Source organism: Microbacterium sp. AC026, assembly GCF_979258475.1.
This window is the reverse complement of record NZ_OZ409857.1, coordinates 415,844-434,652: the sequence shown is the minus strand read 5'-3', so window position 1 is coordinate 434,652 and position 18,809 is coordinate 415,844. Positions and strand designations below refer to the sequence as shown.

The window sequence follows — 18,809 nt, the reverse complement described above, 5'->3', positions numbered from 1 at the left end:
CTCGCCGACACCAGGCGCATCAGCGGTCGTCCAGCGCCATCCCGCCGCGATCGACCAGGCCCCATGCCGCCGCGGCCGCGACCACGAAGCACGCGCCGAACACCGCGAACAGCACCGGCGCGCCCCCGGCGACGAGCACGACCGGCACTGCGAGCGGAGCGATGATGGACGCGATACGCCCCACTCCGGCGGCCCAGCCCGCGCCGGTGCCGCGAAGCGAGGTCGGGTAGATCTCCGGTGTGACCGCGTACAGCGCACCCCATGCGCCCAGGTTGAAGAACGAGAGAGCCATGCCCGAGGCGATGATCGCGGCTTCGGTCGTCGACGTGCCGAAGAAGACGGCCGAGACCGCCGAGCCGATCAGGAAGACCGACAGCGTCGTGCGTCGACCCCACACCTCGATGAGCCACGCGGCGACGGCGTAACCCGGAAGCTGCGCGAGCGTGATGATGAGAGTGAAACCGAACGAGCGGACGAGATCGAAGCCTGCATCGACCAGGATGCTGGGGATCCAGATGAAGGCGCCGTAGTACGCGAAATTCACGCACAGCCAGACGACCCATAGACACAGGGTGCGCACGCGGAACTCGCCGTTCCACAGTGTCGTCAGACGAGCTCGCGTCGTCACGGCGATCGCCCGCGACATCGGCTCGCGTCTGATCGCAGGCCCCGGCTCGACACCGGCGTCGGCCTCGAACGCCGAGACGATGCGATCGGCCTCGGCGATGCGCCCGCGCGACGCGAGCCACCGAGGCGATTCCGGCAGTCCCCAGCGCACGATCAGTGCGTAGACCGCGGGGATCGCGCCGAGGGCGAACGCCCAGCGCCAGCCGGCGTCGGACGCGGGGATCACGAAGAAGCCGATCAGTGCGGCCGCCGTCCATCCCACCGCCCAGAACGCCTCGAGTATGACGATCAGTCGGCCTCTGATGCGCGCCGGCGCGAACTCGCTCACGTACGTCGACGCCACGGGAAGCTCGGCGCCGAGCCCCAGCCCCACCAGGAAGCGCAGCACGAGAAGCGCGGCGAGGCCGCTCACGAGCGCACTCGCTCCGGTGGCGATGCCGTAGATGAGCAACGTCAGAGCGAAGACCTGGCGCCGTCCGAGCCGGTCGGCGAGAAGTCCGCCCAGCGTTGCGCCGATCGCCATTCCGATGAAGCCGACGGAGGCGATCCACCCGGCATCCGCCTTCGTCAGGCCCCACTGCTGGGTGAGTGCGGCGAGGATGAACGAGATGAGTCCCACGTCCATCGCATCCAGAGCCCACCCCACGCCTGATCCTGTGAGCAGACGAAGGTGGCGGCGCGTGAACGGAAGCTCATCGAGACGCCCGGCGATGGACGCCCGGCTCGGCAGCGCGGTGTTGGCCATCCCCTCATCGTAGAGGGAGCGCCGCGCTGCCGAGTCCCGCGTCAGTCCTGGGCGGCCAGCAGCTTGCGCACCCGAGGGATGACCTCGGACCCGTAGAGCTCTATGCTGCGCATCATCGAGTCGTGCGACAGCGTGCCGGTGGCGTACTTCATGTCGAATCGCCCGAGTCCGAGCGTCGTGACGGTGTCGGCGATCTTGGCCGCGACCCGGTCGGGAGAACCGACGTAGAGGGCACCCGCGGGACCGACGTCGTTCTGGAACCGCGCCCGGCTGTAGGGAGGCCACCCGCGCTCGCGACCGATGGTGTTGTTCATCGCTTCGAAACCGGAGTACGCGGCCTCCCACGCCTCCTCGTCGGTATCGGCGATGTGACCAGGCGAGTGCACCGCGATCGGATGCGACGTCGTGCCGAAGGATGCGATCGAGCGGTGGTAGAGGTCGACGAACTGACGGAATCGCCCCGCAGGACCTCCGATGATCGCGAGCATCAGGCCCAGTCCGTGGCGGGCGACCCGCACGACGGATTCGGGGCTGCCGCCGACACCCACCCAGGTGCGCAGACCGTTCTCCGTCTTCGGGAAGACATTCGCGTTCTCGAGCGATGCGCGCATCGAGCCGGACCAGGTCACCGGCTCCTCCTTGAGGAGCTCGACGAAGAGGTCGAGCTTCTGCTCGAAGAGCGCGTCGTAGTCGCGGAGGTCGTATCCGAAGAGCGGGAAGGACTCGATGAACGATCCGCGCCCGAGCACGACCTCGGCGCGTCCGTTGGAGAGCGCGTCGAGTGTCGAGAACCGTTCGAAGACGCGCACCGGGTCGTCGGAGGAGAGCACGGTGACGGCGGTGCCGAGGCGGATGTTCTCTGTGCGCCCTGCGATGGTGGCGAGCACCATCTCCGGGGACGACACCGCGAACTCCTCGCGGTGGTGCTCCCCACACCGAAGAAGTCGACACCGACGCTGTCGGCTCGCTCCGCCTGCTCGACGATGTTGCGGATCGTCTGCGCGCCGGTCAGGAGCTCGCCGTCGTCGCCTCTCGTGATGTCTCCGAAGGTGTCCAGTCCGAACTCGATGCTCATGTCAGCCCTTTCTATTCAGCTGAATGAACAGCGCACACCGGCGCGGCATTCCCTCAGCGATTCAGAAGTGCCGTGCGGAGCGTGTCGAGTCCGACCCCGCCCATGTCGAGCGCGCGCTTGTGGAACTCCTTCACATCGAAGGCCGCGCCACGCTCCGCCTGATACGCATCGCGCACCTGCTCCCAGATGCGCTGCCCGACCTTGTACGACGGAGCCTGCCCCGGCCAGCCCAGATACCGATTGACCTCGAACTGCACGAACTGATCGGACATGTTGACGTTCTTGCGCATGAAGTCCAGGGCGTAGTCGGCATCCCACGTGCCCTGACCGTCGAGACGAGGTTTGCCGAGGTGTACGCCGATGTCGAGCACGACGCGGGCTGCGCGCATCCGCTGACCGTCGAGCATGCCGAGCCTGTCCGCCGGGTCGTCGAGGTAGCCGAGCTGCTGCATCAGACGTTCGGCGTACAGCGCCCATCCCTCGGCGTGTCCCGACGTCCCTGCGAGCAGACGGCGCCAGGAGTTGAGCTCCGCGCGGTTGTAGACCGCCTGGGCGATCTGCAGGTGGTGCCCCGGGACGCCCTCGTGGTAGACGGTCGTCAGTTCCCGCCAGGTGTCGAACTCGGTGACGCCTTCGGGCACCGACCACCACATCCGGCCGGGGCGTGAGAAGTCGTCGGTGGGGCCGGTGTAGTAGATGCCGCCCTCCTGCGTCGGAGCGATCATGCACTCGAGGGTCCAGATCGCCTCCGGGATGTCGAAGTGCGTCGCGCCGAGCTCTGCGACGGCACGGTCGCTCGTCTCCTGCATCCAGCGCTGTAGAGCATCGGTGCCCACGAGCTTGCGGGACGGGTCGGCCTCGAGATGGGCGACAGCCTCTTCAACGGTGGCTCCGGGCAGGATCTCGTTCGCGATCGCGGTCTGCTCCGCGACCATGCGGGCGAGTTCTTCGCGGCCCCATTCATAGGTCTCGTCGAGGTCGATCGTCGCTCCGAGGAAACGTCGCGAGTTGAGCGCGTAGAGTTCTCGGCCGACGGCGTCCGTCTCAGTCGCTGCCGGTGCCAGCTCGTCAGCGAGGAAGCTGCGGAGCTCGTCGTAGGCGACCCGAGCGGCGGCCGAGTTGTCAGCCAGAGTACGGGCGAGCGATGCGGGGAGATTGCCTTCCTGAGGCGCTGCCTCGGCGACGAATGCAGCGAAGAATCCGTCATCGGCGGTATAGCGATCGATCTGCGTCGCGACTTCCACGACCTGACGGCGTGCGGGGGTCACTCCAGCGGCGATGCCTGCACGGAGGGTCTCGGTGTAGCCCCGGAGCGCATCAGGGACCGCGGCGAGGCGGGTGGCGATGACGCTCCAGTCGTCCGCCGTCGCGGTGGGCATCAGGTCGAAGGCCGACCGCACGTCCTGCGCCGCCGACGCGATGACGTTCAGGTCGCGCAGGTGCCAGTCGGCATCGTGCAGTTCGAGGTCGAGACTCAGCTCGGCGGCCAGATCGGTTTTGGTGACCTCATCGATCGCGTCCACGGGTTCGAGCGCTTCGAGCGCGGCGAGGGTCGAGCGAGTCGCTCGCACGATCTCCTCGTGCCCCTCGGGGCTCAGGTCGCCGAAACGGTCGTTGACGTCGTCCCGGCCGATGTAAGTGCCGAGCGTCGGAGCGAGCACCGCGATGGTGTCGACCCACTCATCGGCGACTCTGTCGATGGCAGACGGTGTGCGAGAGGAAGAGGTCATCCCTCCAGCGTAGCCCTGCGCCCCGGCGCAGGATATTGGTACCCGTCGCCGGGGCTGTCGGCCCTCGCGGTCGCATCCGTCGTCACGGACGCGCGGTCGGAATCAGTGCGCCGCCTCGTTCCAGTCCTGCCCGCGCCCGACCTGCACGTCGAGCGGCACGGTGAGATCCGCCGCATCGCCCATGCGAGTCCGAACGATCCGCTCGGCCGCGTCCCACTCCCCGGTGCGACCTCGACGACGAGTTCGTCGTGGATCTGCAGCAGCGCACGCGAGGACAGTCCCTCCGACCTGAGGTCTTCGTGGATGTGCAGCAGCGCGATCTTCATGATGTCGGCCGCGCTGCCCTGGATCGGTGCGTTGAGCGCTGCGCGCTCTGCGTTCTCGCGCAGCACGCGGTTGGGGCTCGCGAGGTCGGGGAAGGGTCGCCGCCGCCCGAAGATGGTCTCGGTGTAGCCGACCTCTTTGGCCTTCATGACAGATGCCCGGAGGTAGTCGCGTACCGCTCCGAACCGCGCGAAGTACTCGACCATCAGCTGCTTCGCCTCGGACTGCTCGATGCGGAGCTGCTTCGACAGGCCGAACGCGGAGAGACCGTAGACGAGGCCGTAGGACATCGCCTTCACCTTCGTGCGCATCGCGGACGTCACCTCGCTCGGTTCGACCCCGAACACTCGCGCGCCGACGAAGCGGTGGAGGTCCTCACCGCTGTTGAACGCCTCGATGAGGCCTTCGTCGCCGGACAGATGGGCCATGATGCGCATCTCGATCTGCGAGTAGTCGGCGGTGAGCAGCGACTCGTACCCCTCTCCCACCTGGAACGCGCTGCGGATGCGACGCGACTCCTCGGTGCGCACCGGGATGTTCTGCAGGTTCGGGTCTGTGCTCGACAGGCGCCCGGTCTGGCTTCCGGTCTGCACATACGTCGTGTGCACACGGTGATCGGTTCCGATCGCGGTGTCGAGCGACTCGATGATCTGACGGAGCTTCGTGGCCTCACGGTGCTGCAGCAGCAGACCGAGGAAAGGATGCGGATGCGACTCCTGGAGATCGGCGAGCACCGCAGCATCCGTGGAGTATCCGGTCTTCGTCTTGCGGGTCTTGGGCAGCTGCAGGTCGTCGAACAGCACCTCCTGGAGCTGCTTCGGAGATCCGAGATTGAACTCGCGACCGACGATCCCGAACGCCTCCTGTGCGAGGCGGTCCGCGCGCGTCGCCAGCTCGCCCGAGAACGTCGAGAGGACGTCGTGCGACACCGCGACTCCCGCGACCTCCATGTCGGCCAGGGTGAGCAGGGTCGGAAGCTCGATGTCGGTGAGCACAGCGGCGACCGACTCGGGGATGTCGTCAGGCAGAACCGTGGCGACGCGGAGCGCGAACCAGGCCTCCTGCGATGGGGTGGCGCCCTCCGTCTCCGGCACGAGCTGCGAGGGATCCGCCTCGGGCAGCTTCTCTCCGAGATACCGTTCGACGAGGTCGGACAGGGTCTTGTCGGGGAAGCTCGGTCGCAGCAGCCAGCCGGCGAGACTGGTGTCGTAAGCGAGTCCCTGGAGCCGGATGCCGAGGCGCAGCAGCGCCTTCACCTGGGGCTTCGCATCATGCAGCACCTTGGGGCGCGTCGACTCGAGCCACGGTCTCAGCACCTCGATGTCGTCATCGTTCCAGTCGAGTTCGCGGAGCTCGCTCGCGGTCGCGGCGCCGAGACGCGTCGGTGCCCCGCCCTGCACGACGATACGCAGTGCGACGTCGTCCGTCTGCGCGTCGGCCCAGCTGACGAACTCGGCTGCGATGACCTGAGTCGGTTCGGGCAGCACCACCGTCGCGGCCGGATCGTCGGCGACCTCGCCGGCGCCGACTGCTTCGAAGACACGGGGCAGCAGGGTGCGGAACTCGAGGCGGGCGAAGATGTCGCGCACGGCCTGAGCGTCGATCGGGGCGACCGCGAGGTCGTCGGGAGCGACGGGAAGCTCGACGTCGCGCAGCAGTCGGTTGAGCCGACGGTTACGGCGCACGTCCTCGATGTGATCGCGCAGGTTGCCGCCCACGACCCCCTTGATCTCATCGGCTCGCTCGAGCAGGTCGTCGAGCGAACCGAACTGCGTCAGCCACTTGACGGCGGTCTTCTCCCCCACCTTGGGCACGCCGGGGAGATTGTCGCTCGTCTCGCCCACGAGAGCCGCGATGTCGGGATACTGCTCGGGCCGCACTCCGTAGCGTTCCTGCACGGTCACCGGGTCGTAGCGCTTGAGCTGCGAGACGCCCTGCACGGACGGGTACAGCAGCGTGACGTCGTCGGTGACCAGCTGAATCGTGTCGCGGTCTCCGGAGACCACCAGGACGTCGTATCCCTGCTCCGCGCCCTGCGTCGAGAGCGTCGCGAGGATGTCGTCGGCCTCGAAGCCCTCTTTGGTGAGCACGGGGATCGACATCGCCGCGAGGCAGTCCTGCAGCAGCGGGATCTGACCCCGGAACTCCTGCGGGGACTCCGACCGCGTCGCCTTGTATTCGGGGTACTGATCGGTGCGGAACGAATGACGGGAGGTGTCGAACGCGATCGCCATGTGCGTCGGCTGCTCGGCCTTGATGAGGTTCACCAGCATCGACAGGAAGCCGTAGATGGCGTTCGTGTGCTGATTGTCCTTCGTCGTGAAGTTCTCGACCGGGAGGGCGAAGAAGGCACGATAGGCGAGCGAATGGCCGTCGACGACCATGAGGGTAGGCTTTGCGGAGTCCGTCACCCTGTCAGCCTAACGAGGACGACAGACACCCGCTGAGGAGGAACCATGAGCGACACTGCCACCAGTGCAGGACTCGACTGGGCGACAGCCCGTGGAATGGGTGCTCTCGCTCAGAAGATGGGCATGGAGTTCCTCGAATTCACCACCGAGCGATGCGTCGCGACGCTCCCGGTCGAGGGGAACACACAGCCCGTCGGCCTCATGCACGGCGGTGCCTACGTGGTTCTCGGTGAGTCGCTCGGCTCGATGGCGGCGAACCTGCACGCGGGCCCGGGCCGACTCGCGGTCGGGGTGGACATCAACGCCACCCACACGCGCTCCGCCACGTCGGGTGTCGTGACGGGCGTCTGCACACCCGTCCATCTCGGCCGCAGCATCACCGTGCACGAGATCGTCGTGACCGACGATCAGGGGCGTCGTTGCTCGACCATCCGGATCACCAACATGATCAAGGACGCTCCCGCGGCAGGCTGAGCGGCTCGACCAGCAGCAACTGGAACAGCAGGTGATCCTGCCACTCCCCCGCGATGCGCAGGTACTGCGACGCGATTCCGATGCGCTCGAAGCCGTTGTCGGCGAGCACACGCTGTGAACCAGAGTTGTGCAGAAGGGTCGCTGCCTGCAGCCTGTGCAGCTGCACCTCGTCGCGGGCGTACTCGGCGACCCGGTGCACGCCGCGGGAAGCGAGTCCCCGCCGCAGACGCGTCCTGTCGACCCAGTAGCCCAGGTCCGCATTCCAGAAAGCCCCGCGGACGATGTTGTTGAGGTTGATCCTTCCGCGGATCTCACCATCGGACGACTCGATCACGAACCGGATGTTGCGACCGGCCGAGGCTTCGATGACACACTGCTCCGCATGGAACTCCTGCCACTCCCGAGTGAAGAACTCCGGAGCCCTGAGCGGTTCCCACGGCGCGAGATGGTCGCGATTCGCGGAGTACGCTCTCGCGAGGGCCGCGCCGTCGCCGGTCCGGACCGGACGCAGAACATGCTCTGCGTCGAGTGGAAGCAAAGGCTACTTCTTCGGAGCGAGCTGCTCGATGATCGCCTTCGCCACGTCCTGCATCGTCAGGCGGCGGTCCATCGATGCCTTCTGGATCCAGCGGAACGCCTCGGGCTCGGAAAGGCCCATCTTCTCGTTGAGCAGTCCCTTGGCGCGGTCGACGAGCTTGCGGGTCTCGAAGCGCTCGACCATGTCGGCGACCTCGGCCTCGAGCGTGATGATCTGCTCGTGGCGAGCGAGAGCGATCTCGATGGCGGGCAGCAGGTCGTTCGGCGTGAACGGCTTGACCACATAGGCCAGGGCGCCGGCCTCGCTGGCCCGTTCGACGAGTTCCTTCTGGCTGAATGCCGTGAGGAGGACGACGGGTGCGATGTTGCCCTTGTGCAGCTTCTCGGCGGCGCTGATGCCATCGAGCTGCGGCATCTTGACGTCCATGATGACGAGATCGGGGCGCAGCTCGGTCGCCAGCGCCACGGCGGTCTCTCCGTCGCCGGCCTCGCCGACGACATCGAAGCCGTTGTCGCGGAGGATCTCGACGATGTCGAGACGGATCAGCGACTCGTCCTCGGCGACGACGACGCGTCGGGGTGCGGATGACGTGGGCTGCTCGGCTGCCTGTTCTTGCTCGGTCACAGATCCATCCTAGTGGAGAGCGCCTCTGAGGTCCCCCGATGCCGCGGCGCGTGAGGATCGACACTGATCCGCTGCGCTAAAGTCGAAGACGCGACACACGAGCCGGCGTGGCGGAATGGCAGACGCGGAGCACTCAAAATGCTTTGTCCGAAAGGGCGTGTGGGTTCGAGTCCCACCGCCGGCACATCAGAGAACAGCCCTCAGACGAGTGACCAGATCTCATCGTCGATGAGGAGGTAGCGATCCAGCGCGGGCCGCATGGCCGCGTGCAGTTCGCGCTCCGCGACGGCAGGATGCTCTGCGAGCACGACCCGTGTCGGCACCGCCGCACGGATGATCGCGTCGAGGTTCTCGTCGGAGGCGTCAACCGGGGCTCCGTCACGCAGCACGGGCATGTAGGTGCCGCCACCGTAGATGCGGGCTCCGTCGTCCGCCGCGATCGTCTCGGCGATGCGGGTCTGCGCGAGCGGCACCGGCACGCACGCGATCGCGTCGCACGTTCGGAATCGACGCTTGAGGCGATAGCGGACCCCGATGCTGCCGGGCTTCGACGACGTCATCGGATCAGCCATCACCGCAGCAGGGTCGGCCGGGGCCTCCGAACGACCCGCAACGGGCACGCCGCACGGCGGCCGGGCGCTGTCGAGGCGCGCGTCCGTGGCGGGTTCGATGGTCGCTTCATCCATGGGCACGGCGCCCGCGTGGTCTGTCACGGCGTGCGCCAGCACCAGAGTATCCGTCATGCGCTGAGAATCCGTCATGTCGCGGCGCCGACCGGTCCCGAGACGGTGCCGCGGGCGCCGAGGTCGACCCGCTCAGGGTTCGGAGAGAGACGCGACCTCGCCGAGGACGCGAGGATCCGCGAGGATCCGGAAGTGCCCGCCTGTGTCGAGCCGGACGTTCCGGCGCGCACCCGGCAGTTCGCTGCCCTCGGGGATATGCGGATCGAACGTGGCGTACACCGATACGATCCGTTCGTTCACGTCCTGATGCCGAGCGAGCTCCACGATCGAGGGATGCGAGGGGGCGAAGGCCCACAGGGACGGGACAGGGAGTATCCGTGCGTACCGGGAACCGCCGAAGGGAGTCGCGACCGCCAACATGCCGCGTACTCGAGTCCCCGCCGGGCCGGCCATCGCGAGCTTGCCCGCGAGTCCACCCTTGCTGTGCGCGACGAGCAGCACGTCGGACAGGTCCGCGCGCTCGAGGAAGGCCGTCACGACCCGCGCTGCATCCCGCACGGGACGCTGATTGCGTCTCAGGGCATCGACCACGTAGATCGGATGACCGCGATCATGCAGGGCCGTGATCAGCGGTTGCATGAAACGCCATGTCTCGTAGACACCGGGAAGGATGACGATCGGAGCGGCATGACCCCGGCGAACGAAGACGGATCGCGGCGGTCGAAGGCCGAGCGCACCTGCCAGTAGGCGGCATAGGCGTAGTCCGCGATCCACCAGCGGGCCCGTCTCACGAGATCGATGATGTCCCTCCCCTGGTGGCCGCGCCGCATCCGTCACGCCAGACGATACCAACCGCCAGGCCTCCCCCGAGAAGGATACGACGAAGGGGCGGAACCGTGGCTCCGCCCCTTCGCCTCTTGCCTGGATCAGACCGTGGCTTCCTTGTAGATCGGAGCCGCGCCGTTCACGGCGTCTCCGACCTTGTGCACGCGGATGTCGTTGGTCGAGCCGACGATTCCGGGAGGGGAACCGGAGATCACGACGACCTTGTCACCCTCGACGGCGAGGCCGCTGCTGAGCAGATAATCGTCGACCTGCAGATACATCAGGTCCGTGTGCTGGACCATGTCGACGAGCTTCGAGCGGATGCCCCAGGTGAGCGCCATGCGACGGCGGATGCTCGGCTCGGGTGTGAACGCGATCATCGGGATACGCGAGCGCAGACGTGAGAGACGACGCGCCGAGTCACCGGACTGGGTGAACACGCAGAGGAACTTCGCGTCGACGAACTCGGCCACTTCGAGAGCGGCGAGAGTGATCGCACCACCCTGCGTGCGCGGCTTGTTCGTCAGCGGGGCGATGCGCTCGAGTCCGTGCTCTTCGGTGGACTCGATGATGCGAGCCATCGTCTCGACGACGACGACCGGGTAGTCACCCACGCTGGTCTCGCCCGAGAGCATCACGGCATCCGCGCCGTCGAGCACGGCGTTGGCGACGTCGGAGGTCTCGGCGCGCGTCGGCACCGGGCTGTTGATCATCGACTCGAGCATCTGAGTGGCGACGATGACGGGCTTCGCGTTGCGGCGTGCCAGTTCGACAGCGCGCTTCTGGACGATCGGCACGGCCTCCAGAGGCAGCTCGACCCCGAGGTCGCCACGGGCGACCATGATCGCGTCGAACGCGTCGACGATCTCCTCGAGAGCGTCGACGGCCTGCGGCTTCTCGACCTTGGCGATGACGGGGACCTTGACGCCCTCCTCTGCCATGATCTCGTGCACGCGGCTGACGTCTTCGGCGTTGCGGACGAACGACAGGGCGATGAGGTCGGCGCCGATGCGCAGGCCCCAACGGAGGTCGTCCTCGTCCTTCTCGCTGAGCGCGGGAACGTTGACGGCGACGCCGGGCAGGTTGATGCCCTTGTTGTTCGAGACGGCGCCCGCGACGATCACGCGCGTCGTGACGGTGACTCCGTCGGTCTCGACGACCTCGACGCGGACCTTGCCGTCGTCGATAAGCAGGAAGTCGCCCGGCTTGACGTCGTTGGGCAGGCCCTTGAACGTCGTGCCCGAGATCTCCTTGTTGCCGATGATGTCTTCGGTCGTGATCTTGAAGATGTCGCCTTCGGCGAGCTCGTAGGGACCGTTCTCGAACTTGCCGAGACGGATCTTCGGCCCCTGAAGGTCGACGAGGATGGCGACGGCGCGGCCCGCATCGTCGGCAGCGCGACGGACGTTGGCGTAGTTGTTCTCGTGCACGGAGTAGTCACCGTGGCTGAGGTTCAGACGGGCGACGTCCACTCCGGCGTCGATGAGTGCACGCACGGTCTCGTACGTGGAGGTGGCGGGGCCCAGGGTGGCGACGATTTTCGCGCGTCTCAAAGATTGCTCCAGGGTAGTGGGGGATGGAAATCAGGCGACGGTGCCGCCGCTCAGCCTACGCGGGCTGGAGACCGATAGCGACTTCATGTGGTCGCACCGGCTCGGGCAGCACGGTGGTTCCCATGAGGAATCGGTCGACGTTCGCCGCAGCCGCGCGGCCCTCGGCGATCGCCCAGACGATCAGCGACTGTCCGCGACCGGCATCACCGGCGACGAAGACGCCGGGAACCGTGGACTCGTAGCTGTCATCACGTCGGAAGGCACCGCGGTCGGTCACCTGCGGGAGGGTGTCCTCGGAGTAGCCGTCCTGCTCCGGACCGGTGAAGCCCATCGCGATCAGTACGAGATCTGCGGGGATCTCGCGCTCCGTCCCGCTCTTGGGAACCCGGCGGCCGTCGATGAACTCGGTCTCGGCGACGCGGAGCGCGCGCACCTCGCCGACATCGTTCGAGAGGAATTCGACGGTCGAGGCGAGGAAGACCCGCTCGCCGCCCTCTTCATGTGCCGAGGAGATCTCGAACAGCGTCGGCATCATCGGCCAGGGCTGGTGGCCCGGCCGCTCGGTGCCTGGCTGCTTGCCGATCGCGAGGTTCGTCACGCTGATCGCGCCCTGACGGTGTGCGGTGCCGATGCAGTCTGCACCGGTGTCACCGCCGCCGATCACGATGACGTGCTTGCCCTCGGCGGTGATCTGCTCCGGCACCTTGTCACCGGCGACCGCGTGGTTCGACTCGACCAGGTACTCCATCGCGAAGTGCACTCCGTCGAGGTCGCGACCAGGGATAGACAGGTCGCGCGGAACCGTGGATCCGGTGGCGATCACGATGGCGTCGTAGCGGGCGCGCAGGTCGGCCCACGAGATGTCCTTGCCGATCTCTACTCCGGCGCGGAAGCGTGTTCCCTCTTCCTGCATCTGGCGAAGGCGCGACTCGAGCTGCCCCTTATCCATCTTGAAGTCGGGGATCCCGTAACGCAGCAGGCCGCCGATGCGGTCGTCGCGCTCGAACACCGCGACCGTGTGACCGGCGCGCGTGAGCTGCTGAGCAGCGGCGAGACCGGCAGGGCCGGACCCGACGACCGCGACGGTCTTGCCCGTCAGGCGGGCCGGTGGCTGCGGTTCGACCCAGCCCTTGGCGAACGCCTCGTCGATGATCGAGACCTCGATCTGCTTGATCGTGACAGGAGGCTGGTTGATGCCGAGCACGCACGAGCTCTCGCACGGTGCCGGGCACAGGCGACCGGTGAACTCCGGGAAGTTGTTGGTCGCGTGCAGGCGATCGATCGCCGCACGGCCCTCGCCGCGCCAGGTCAGGTCGTTCCACTCGGGGATCAGGTTGCCCAGCGGGCAGCCCTGATGGCAGAACGGCACACCGCAGTCCATGCAGCGACCTGCCTGCCGCTTCAGGACGGCCTGGTCGCCGGGCTCGTAGACCTCTTTCCAGTCCATGATGCGCACCGGCACAGGGCGACGCGGGGGAAGCTCACGTTCTGTGACCTTCAGAAAACCTTTGGGATCAGCCACCGGTCACCTCCAGGATGCGGTTCCAGACGATGTCGCCGTCGGGGTCGATGCCCTCGGCGACCGCTTCTTCGCGCATGCTGCGGACTGCCGCGTAGTCGCGAGGAAGCACCTTCGTGAACTGGCCTGCGGTCTCATCGAACCGTGCCAGGATGTCGGAGCCGAGCGGCGAGGCCGTGCGCTCCACGTGTGCCACGATCAGGCTCCGCAGCACTTCGAGGTCGGCTCGGTCGAGCGGTTCGAGCCGGAGCTCGCCGCTGCCGAGCGACTGGGCGTTGATCTTGCCGCTGTCGAGCGAGTGGATGTAGGCCACTCCCCGGACATGCCGGCGCCGAGGTTGCGACCCGTCGAGCCGAGGATCACCGCGACGCCGCCCGTCATGTACTCGAGCGCGTGGTCGCCCACTCCCTCGACGACGGCTGTCGCGCCGGAGTTGCGCACGAGGAATCGCTCGCCGACCACCCCGGAGAGATACATGGTCCCGGACGTCGCGCCGTAGCCGATCACGTTGCCGGCGATCACGTTCTCGTGCGGAGCGATGGCAGCCCCGCGAGCGGGACGGATCGAGATGTCGCCGCCCGAGAGCCCCTTGCCGACGTAGTCGTTCGCGTCGCCCTCGAGTCGAAGCACGATCCCAGAAGGCAGGAAAGCGCCGAGCGATTGACCGGCGGTGCCGTGCAGCGTGACGTCGATGGTGCCGCTGGGAAGCCCCGCGGCGCCGTGTCGGGAGGTGACCTGGTGACCCAGCATCGTCCCGACGGCGCGTTCGGTGTTCGCGATCGGCAGCTCGACCACCACCGGTTCGCCGTTGAGGAGCGCCGGCTTGGCGATGTCGATGAGCTGCACGTCGAAGTGCTTCTCGAGCTCGTGATCCTGCGTGCGGCGGCTGCGACGCGGCTCGCTCGCCGGGAATGCCGGCCCCTCGAGCACGGGGCTCAGGTCGAGGCCCTCCGCCTTCCAGTGCTGGAGTGCGGCGTTCGCCTCGATCAGCTCGGTGCGGCCGACGATCTCATCGATCGAGCGGTAGCCGAGCTCGGCCAGGATCTCGCGCACCTCTTCGGCGATGAACTCCATGAAGTTCACGACGAACTCCGGCTTGCCGGTGAAGCGCTCGCGCAGCACGGGGTTCTGCGTCGCGACGCCCACCGGGCAGGTGTCGAGGTGGCAGACGCGCATCATGATGCAGCCGCTGACGACGAGCGGAGCCGTCGCGAATCCGAACTCCTCCGCGCCCAGCAGAGCGCCGATGATGACATCGCGTCCCGTCTTGAGCTGGCCGTCGACCTGCACGACCACGCGGTCGCGCATGCCGTTGAGCATCAGCGTCTGCTGGGTCTCGGCGAGGCCGAGCTCCCACGGCGTTCCCGCGTGCTTGAGCGAGTTCATCGGGCTCGCACCCGTGCCGCCGTCGTGACCTGAGACCAGGATGACGTCGCTCAGAGCCTTCGCGACACCCGCCGAGACCGCGCCGATGCCCGACTGGCTGACGAGCTTCGTGTGGATCCGCGCCTCGGGGTTGGCCCGCTTCAGGTCGAAGATGAGCTGCTTCAGGTCTTCGATCGAATAGATGTCGTGGTGCGGCGGGGGCGAGATGAGTCCCACACCGGGTGTTCCGCCGCGCGTGCGCGCGACCCACGGATACACCTTCTGCGGAGGCAGCTGACCGCCCTCGCCGGGCTTCGCACCCTGGGCGAGCTTGATCTGGATGTCGTCGGCCTCGGTGAGGTACAGGCTGGTGACACCGAAGCGTCCCGAGGCGACCTGCTTGATCGCGCTGCGGCGCTCGGGATCGAGCAGACGGTCGGCATCCTCCCCGCCCTCACCCGTGTTGGACTTGCCGCCGAGCCTGTTCATGGCGATCGCGAGAGTCTCGTGTGCCTCTTTCGAGATCGATCCGTAGCTCATCGCGCCGGTCGAGAACCGCTTGACGATCGCCGAGACCGGCTCGACCTCGTCGAGCGGCACGGGCTTGCGCGTACCGGTCCGCAGCGAGAACAGACCGCGCAGAGTCTTGAGCTCCGCCGCCTGATCGTCGACCATCCTGGTGTACTCGCGGAAGATGTCGTAGCGGCGCTCGCGTGTGGCGTGCTGCAGCTTGAACACCGTCTCCGGGTTGAAGAGGTGCGGGGAACCGTCGCGACGCCACTGGTACTCGCCACCGGTCCAGAGGCGCTCGTGAGCGCGAGCAGCCTCATCCTCCGGGTAGGCGTAATCGTGACGAGCCTGATTCTCGATGAAGATCTCTTGGATGCCGATGCCGCCGAGCTTCGACTCGGTGCGGGTGAAGTACTTGTCGATGAACTCCTCGCTCAGACCGACGGCCTCGAAGACCTGTGCGCCGGCGTACGACGAGACGGTCGAGATGCCCATCTTCGACATGATCTTCAGCACGCCCTTGCCGAGCGCGTAGATCAGGTTGCGGACGGCCTTCTCGGGGCTGATGCCGGTGATGTAGCCGGTGCGCACCAGGTGCTCGACGGTCTCCATCGCGAGGTACGGGTTGACCGCCGACGCGCCGTATCCGATCAGCGTCGCGACGTGATGCACCTCGCGGACGTCACCCGCCTCCACGATCAGACCGACCTTCATGCGGTTCTCACGACGGATCAGGTGGTGATGGATGGCCGAGACCATGAGGAGCGAAGGGATCGGGGTCAGATCCTTGTTCGAGTCGCGATCCGACAGGATGATGAACTCGGCACCGCTCTCGATGGCCTCATCGACCTCGTCGCACATCTCGGTCAGACGCTTCTCGAGCGTGTTCGAGCCGGCGTCGAAGTGGTACAGGCCCCTGATCGTCACGCTGGAGCGATCGGGAAGAGCCTTGTCGATGTGACGGATCTTCGCGAGCTCGTCGTTGTCGATGACCGGGAAGTCGAGCGACACCGTGCGGGTGTGGTCGGGACCCCAGGTGAGCAGATTGCTCTCGGGGCCGAGACCGAGCTTCAGACTCGTGACGACCTCTTCGCGGATCGAGTCGAGCGGCGGGTTGGTCACCTGCGCGAACTGCTGAGTGAAGTAGTCGAAGAGCAGGCGGGGACGCTTGCTGAGCACCGCGATCGGAGTGTCGGATCCCATCGCGCCGAGAGGCTCGACACCGTTCTGGCCCATCGGGGTCAGCAGGATGCGCACCTCCTCCTCCGTGTAGCCGAAGGTGCGCTGACGGCGGGTGATCGATGCGGGCGGGTGCACGATGTGCTCCCGCTCGGGGAGGTCCGCGAGCCGCACGGAACCGGCATCCAGCCATTCCTGCCACGGGTGCATGGTCGCGAGATCGTGCTTGATCTCCTCGTCTTCGATGATGCGTCGCTGCGACGTGTCGACGAGGAACATCTTGCCGGGCTGCAGGCGTCCGCGACGCTTGATCCGCTCGGGTTCGAAGGTGAGCACACCGGTCTCCGAGCCGATGACGATGAGGCCGTCGGTCGTCTCGGTCCAGCGCCCGGGGCGGAGCCCGTTGCGGTCGAGGGTCGCGCCGACGACGGTGCCGTCGGTGAAGATGAGCGCCGCCGGGCCGTCCCAGGGCTCCATCTGGTTCGAGTGGTACTCGTAGAACGAACGAAGCTCCGGAGAGATGTCGGACTGCTTCTCGTACGCCTCGGGGACCATCATCATGATGGCGTGCGGCAGGCTGCGACCGGTGAGGGTGAGCAGCTCGAGCACCTCGTCGAACGACGCGGAGTCGCTGGCACCGTCGGTGCAGATCGGCAGCAGCGGCGCGACATCGCCCAGCAGCTCGGATTCGAGCTGCGACTGGCGAGCCCGCATCCAGTTGCGGTTGCCGCCGACCGTGTTGATCTCGCCGTTGTGCGCGAGCATGCGCAGCGGTTGAGCGAGCGGCCAGGAGGGGAACGTGTTCGTGGAGTAGCGGGAGTGCACGACCGCGAGCTCGGACATGAAGCGCTCGTCCTGCAGGTCGGGGTAGAACGGCTCGAGCTGCAGCGTCGTGACCATGCCCTTGTAGCCGAGAGTGCGGGCGGACAGCGTCACGAAGTAGGCGCCGAGCTCGTGACCGGCGCGTTTGCGCAGTCGGTATGCGACGCGGTCGAGGGCGATGCCGGTCAGCGGGGCGTCCGAGTGCGTCGCTCCCCCGGCGCTCACGAAGAGCTGCTCGAAGGCGGGACGCGCCTCGTCGGCGAGCTTTCCGAGGTTGTCGTTGACCGTCGGAACCTCGCGCCAGCCGAGGACGCGGAGTCCCTCCGAGCGGGCGATCTTCTCGATGCCGGCCTTCTGCTGGCGGCGCTCGCTGGAATCGCGCGGCAGGAATGCCAGGCCCGCGGCGTACTCGCCGACCGGGGGCAGTTCGAAGTCGGTGACGGCGCGCAGGAACGCGTCCGGCATCTGCGTCAGGATGCCCGCGCCGTCTCCGGTGCCGGCATCCGAGCCGATCGCCCCGCGGTGCTCCAGGTTGCGCAGCGCTTCGAGCGCGAGCGCGATGATGTCGTGGCCCGCCTCGCCGCGGAGGGTCGCGACCATGGCGAGGCCGCAGGCGTCCTTCTCGAACGCCGGGTTGTACATGCCCTGCTTCGGGGGTAAGCGCCGGAAGCGCCGTAGGGAGGCTGAAAATACACCAGTACCGTCCTCAGATCTTCGGATGACCCGGGGGCGTCATTGGCCGGGTGGATGCGATGGGGTCCGCACGGACCGGTGGGCTATCGAGCGCCTTCCGAGTCCGTGGGAGCGTTGCTTGTGGCGCTGGCTCCTGCGGCGACTTCTTCGGACGGAGGCTCACTCACGTCCACGAAATCGGAGGGATTGTTCTGCGATTCTACATCAGCGTCGAGGTCCTTCCGGCCGCGGCCGGGCTGGTAGGGCGACGGCTCGAGACCGGGGTGACGGCGAGACTGGACGATGAGGATCGCGATGCCCACGATGATGCCGATGATGGCGGCCCACACGTTGCTGCGGAGACCCAGGATGATCTCGCTCGGATCGATGCGGATCGACTCCCAGACCACACGTCCGGCGCTGTACCAGATGAGGTAGATGGCGAAGAGCTTTCCCCACTGGAACGCGGTCGCCTTGCGGCTCAGCCAGAGCAGCACGATCACGCCGAGACCGTTCCAGATCACCTCGTACAGGAACGTGGGGTGGAAGAGCGTGCCCTCGGGAAGGCCGGGAGGGAACGCGGAGTTGTCGGAGGGGATCTCGAGGCCCCACGGCAGGTCGGTGGGCAGACCGTAGAGCTCGTTGTTGAACCAGTTGCCGAAACGGCCCATGGCCTGTGCGAGCAGGAGCCCGGGTGCCAGTGCGTCGGCGAAGGTCCAGAAGCGGATGCCGGTCCAGCGGCATCCGAGGTACGCGCCCACTGCGCCGCCGATGAGGGCGCCGAAGATGGCGATACCGCCCTCCCAGATGGCCCAGACGGATCCGGGTTCGAAGGGATTCCAGGTGTTCCTGCCCTCGCCGAAGTAGAAGTTCGGGTGGGTCAGGACGTGGAAGATGCGCGCGCCGATGATGGCCAGCGGAACGGCGAGGATCGAGATGTCGATCACGACCCACGGCTCTGCACCGCGCTTGGTGAGGCGGTGGTTGGTGAGCAGTACCGCCGCGATGATGCCGGCGATGATGCAGAGCGCGTAGAAGTGGATCCGGAGCGGGCCGAGGTCGATGTAGGAGACCGTGGGGCTCGGGATGCTGGCGAGCACGCCGCTGAAGGTGCTGTGGAGCGCGAGGGACAT

The 18,809-nt window shown here is 67.0% G+C and carries 10 protein-coding genes, 1 tRNA gene and 3 pseudogenes; 2 read left to right on the top strand and 12 right to left on the bottom strand.

All coding sequences use genetic code 11. The features are described from left to right. Positions 1 to 19: 19 nt before the first annotated feature. From ACZZ93_RS02220 to polA, 4 genes and pseudogenes are all read right to left on the bottom strand, one after another. Positions 20 to 1,372, bottom strand: coding sequence for an MFS transporter (locus tag ACZZ93_RS02220; protein WP_072591281.1), 1,353 nt, complete (start codon positions 1,370 to 1,372; stop codon positions 20 to 22). 41 nt (positions 1,373 to 1,413) lie between these two features. After that, positions 1,414 to 2,447: pseudogene (locus ACZZ93_RS02215) on the bottom strand (LLM class flavin-dependent oxidoreductase). A 53-nt stretch (positions 2,448 to 2,500) separates the two neighbouring features. After that, complete coding sequence (locus ACZZ93_RS02210; RefSeq protein ID WP_463510385.1) at positions 2,501 to 4,177, bottom strand: DUF885 domain-containing protein; 1,677 nt, start codon at positions 4,175 to 4,177, stop codon at positions 2,501 to 2,503. 102 nt (positions 4,178 to 4,279) lie between these two features. Continuing rightward, positions 4,280 to 6,912: pseudogene (gene polA, locus ACZZ93_RS02205) on the bottom strand (DNA polymerase I). A gap of 45 nt (positions 6,913 to 6,957) precedes the next feature. Here polA and ACZZ93_RS02200 point away from each other — a divergent pair. Next, entirely contained in the window at positions 6,958 to 7,386 is a 429-nt protein-coding gene (locus tag ACZZ93_RS02200; RefSeq protein WP_056278760.1) for a hotdog fold thioesterase, read from the top strand. Here the strand turns inward: ACZZ93_RS02200 and ACZZ93_RS02195 are convergent. Both ACZZ93_RS02195 and ACZZ93_RS02190 read right to left on the bottom strand, forming a co-directional pair. Next, entirely contained in the window at positions 7,361 to 7,924 is a 564-nt protein-coding gene (locus ACZZ93_RS02195) for a GNAT family N-acetyltransferase (protein ID WP_463510384.1), read from the bottom strand. The genes ACZZ93_RS02200 and ACZZ93_RS02195 overlap by 26 nt on opposite strands. Positions 7,925 to 7,927: 3 nt before the next feature. After that, entirely contained in the window at positions 7,928 to 8,548 is a 621-nt protein-coding gene (locus ACZZ93_RS02190) for an ANTAR domain-containing response regulator (protein WP_042536652.1), read from the bottom strand. Positions 8,549 to 8,649: 101 nt separating this feature from the next. On the opposite strand from ACZZ93_RS02190, the gene ACZZ93_RS02185 reads away from it, so the two are divergent. Further along, positions 8,650 to 8,732, top strand: a tRNA-Leu gene (locus ACZZ93_RS02185). Between the two features lie 16 nt (positions 8,733 to 8,748). On the opposite strand, the gene ACZZ93_RS02180 is transcribed toward ACZZ93_RS02185, so the two are convergent. The 6 genes and pseudogenes from ACZZ93_RS02180 to lgt all read right to left on the bottom strand — a co-directional run bounded on the left by ACZZ93_RS02180 (position 8,749) and on the right by lgt (position 18,809). Next, positions 8,749 to 9,291: a hypothetical protein gene (locus tag ACZZ93_RS02180; RefSeq protein ID WP_187249650.1), complete on the bottom strand. Its 543-nt coding sequence runs from the start codon at positions 9,289 to 9,291 to the stop codon at positions 8,749 to 8,751. A gap of 72 nt (positions 9,292 to 9,363) precedes the next feature. Then, the gene (locus ACZZ93_RS02175) at positions 9,364 to 9,870 is read right to left on the bottom strand and encodes an esterase/lipase family protein (protein WP_463510383.1); all 507 of its coding nucleotides are present in this window, start codon (positions 9,868 to 9,870) and stop codon (positions 9,364 to 9,366) included. Between the two features lie 287 nt (positions 9,871 to 10,157). Further along, a complete protein-coding gene (gene pyk, locus ACZZ93_RS02170) occupies positions 10,158 to 11,609 on the bottom strand; it encodes a pyruvate kinase (RefSeq protein WP_053096089.1) in 1,452 nt (483 codons plus the stop codon). Positions 11,610 to 11,664: 55 nt separating this feature from the next. After that, on the bottom strand, positions 11,665 to 13,131 hold the full coding sequence (locus ACZZ93_RS02165) for a glutamate synthase subunit beta (protein ID WP_463510382.1): 1,467 nt from the start codon (positions 13,129 to 13,131) through the stop codon (positions 11,665 to 11,667). After that, positions 13,124 to 17,646 (bottom strand): annotated as a pseudogene (gene gltB / locus ACZZ93_RS02160) (glutamate synthase large subunit). Before gltB ends, ACZZ93_RS02165 begins: the two are co-directional and overlap by 8 nt. 134 nt (positions 17,647 to 17,780) lie before the next feature. Then, complete coding sequence (gene lgt, locus ACZZ93_RS02155) at positions 17,781 to 18,809, bottom strand: prolipoprotein diacylglyceryl transferase (protein WP_463510381.1); 1,029 nt, start codon at positions 18,807 to 18,809, stop codon at positions 17,781 to 17,783.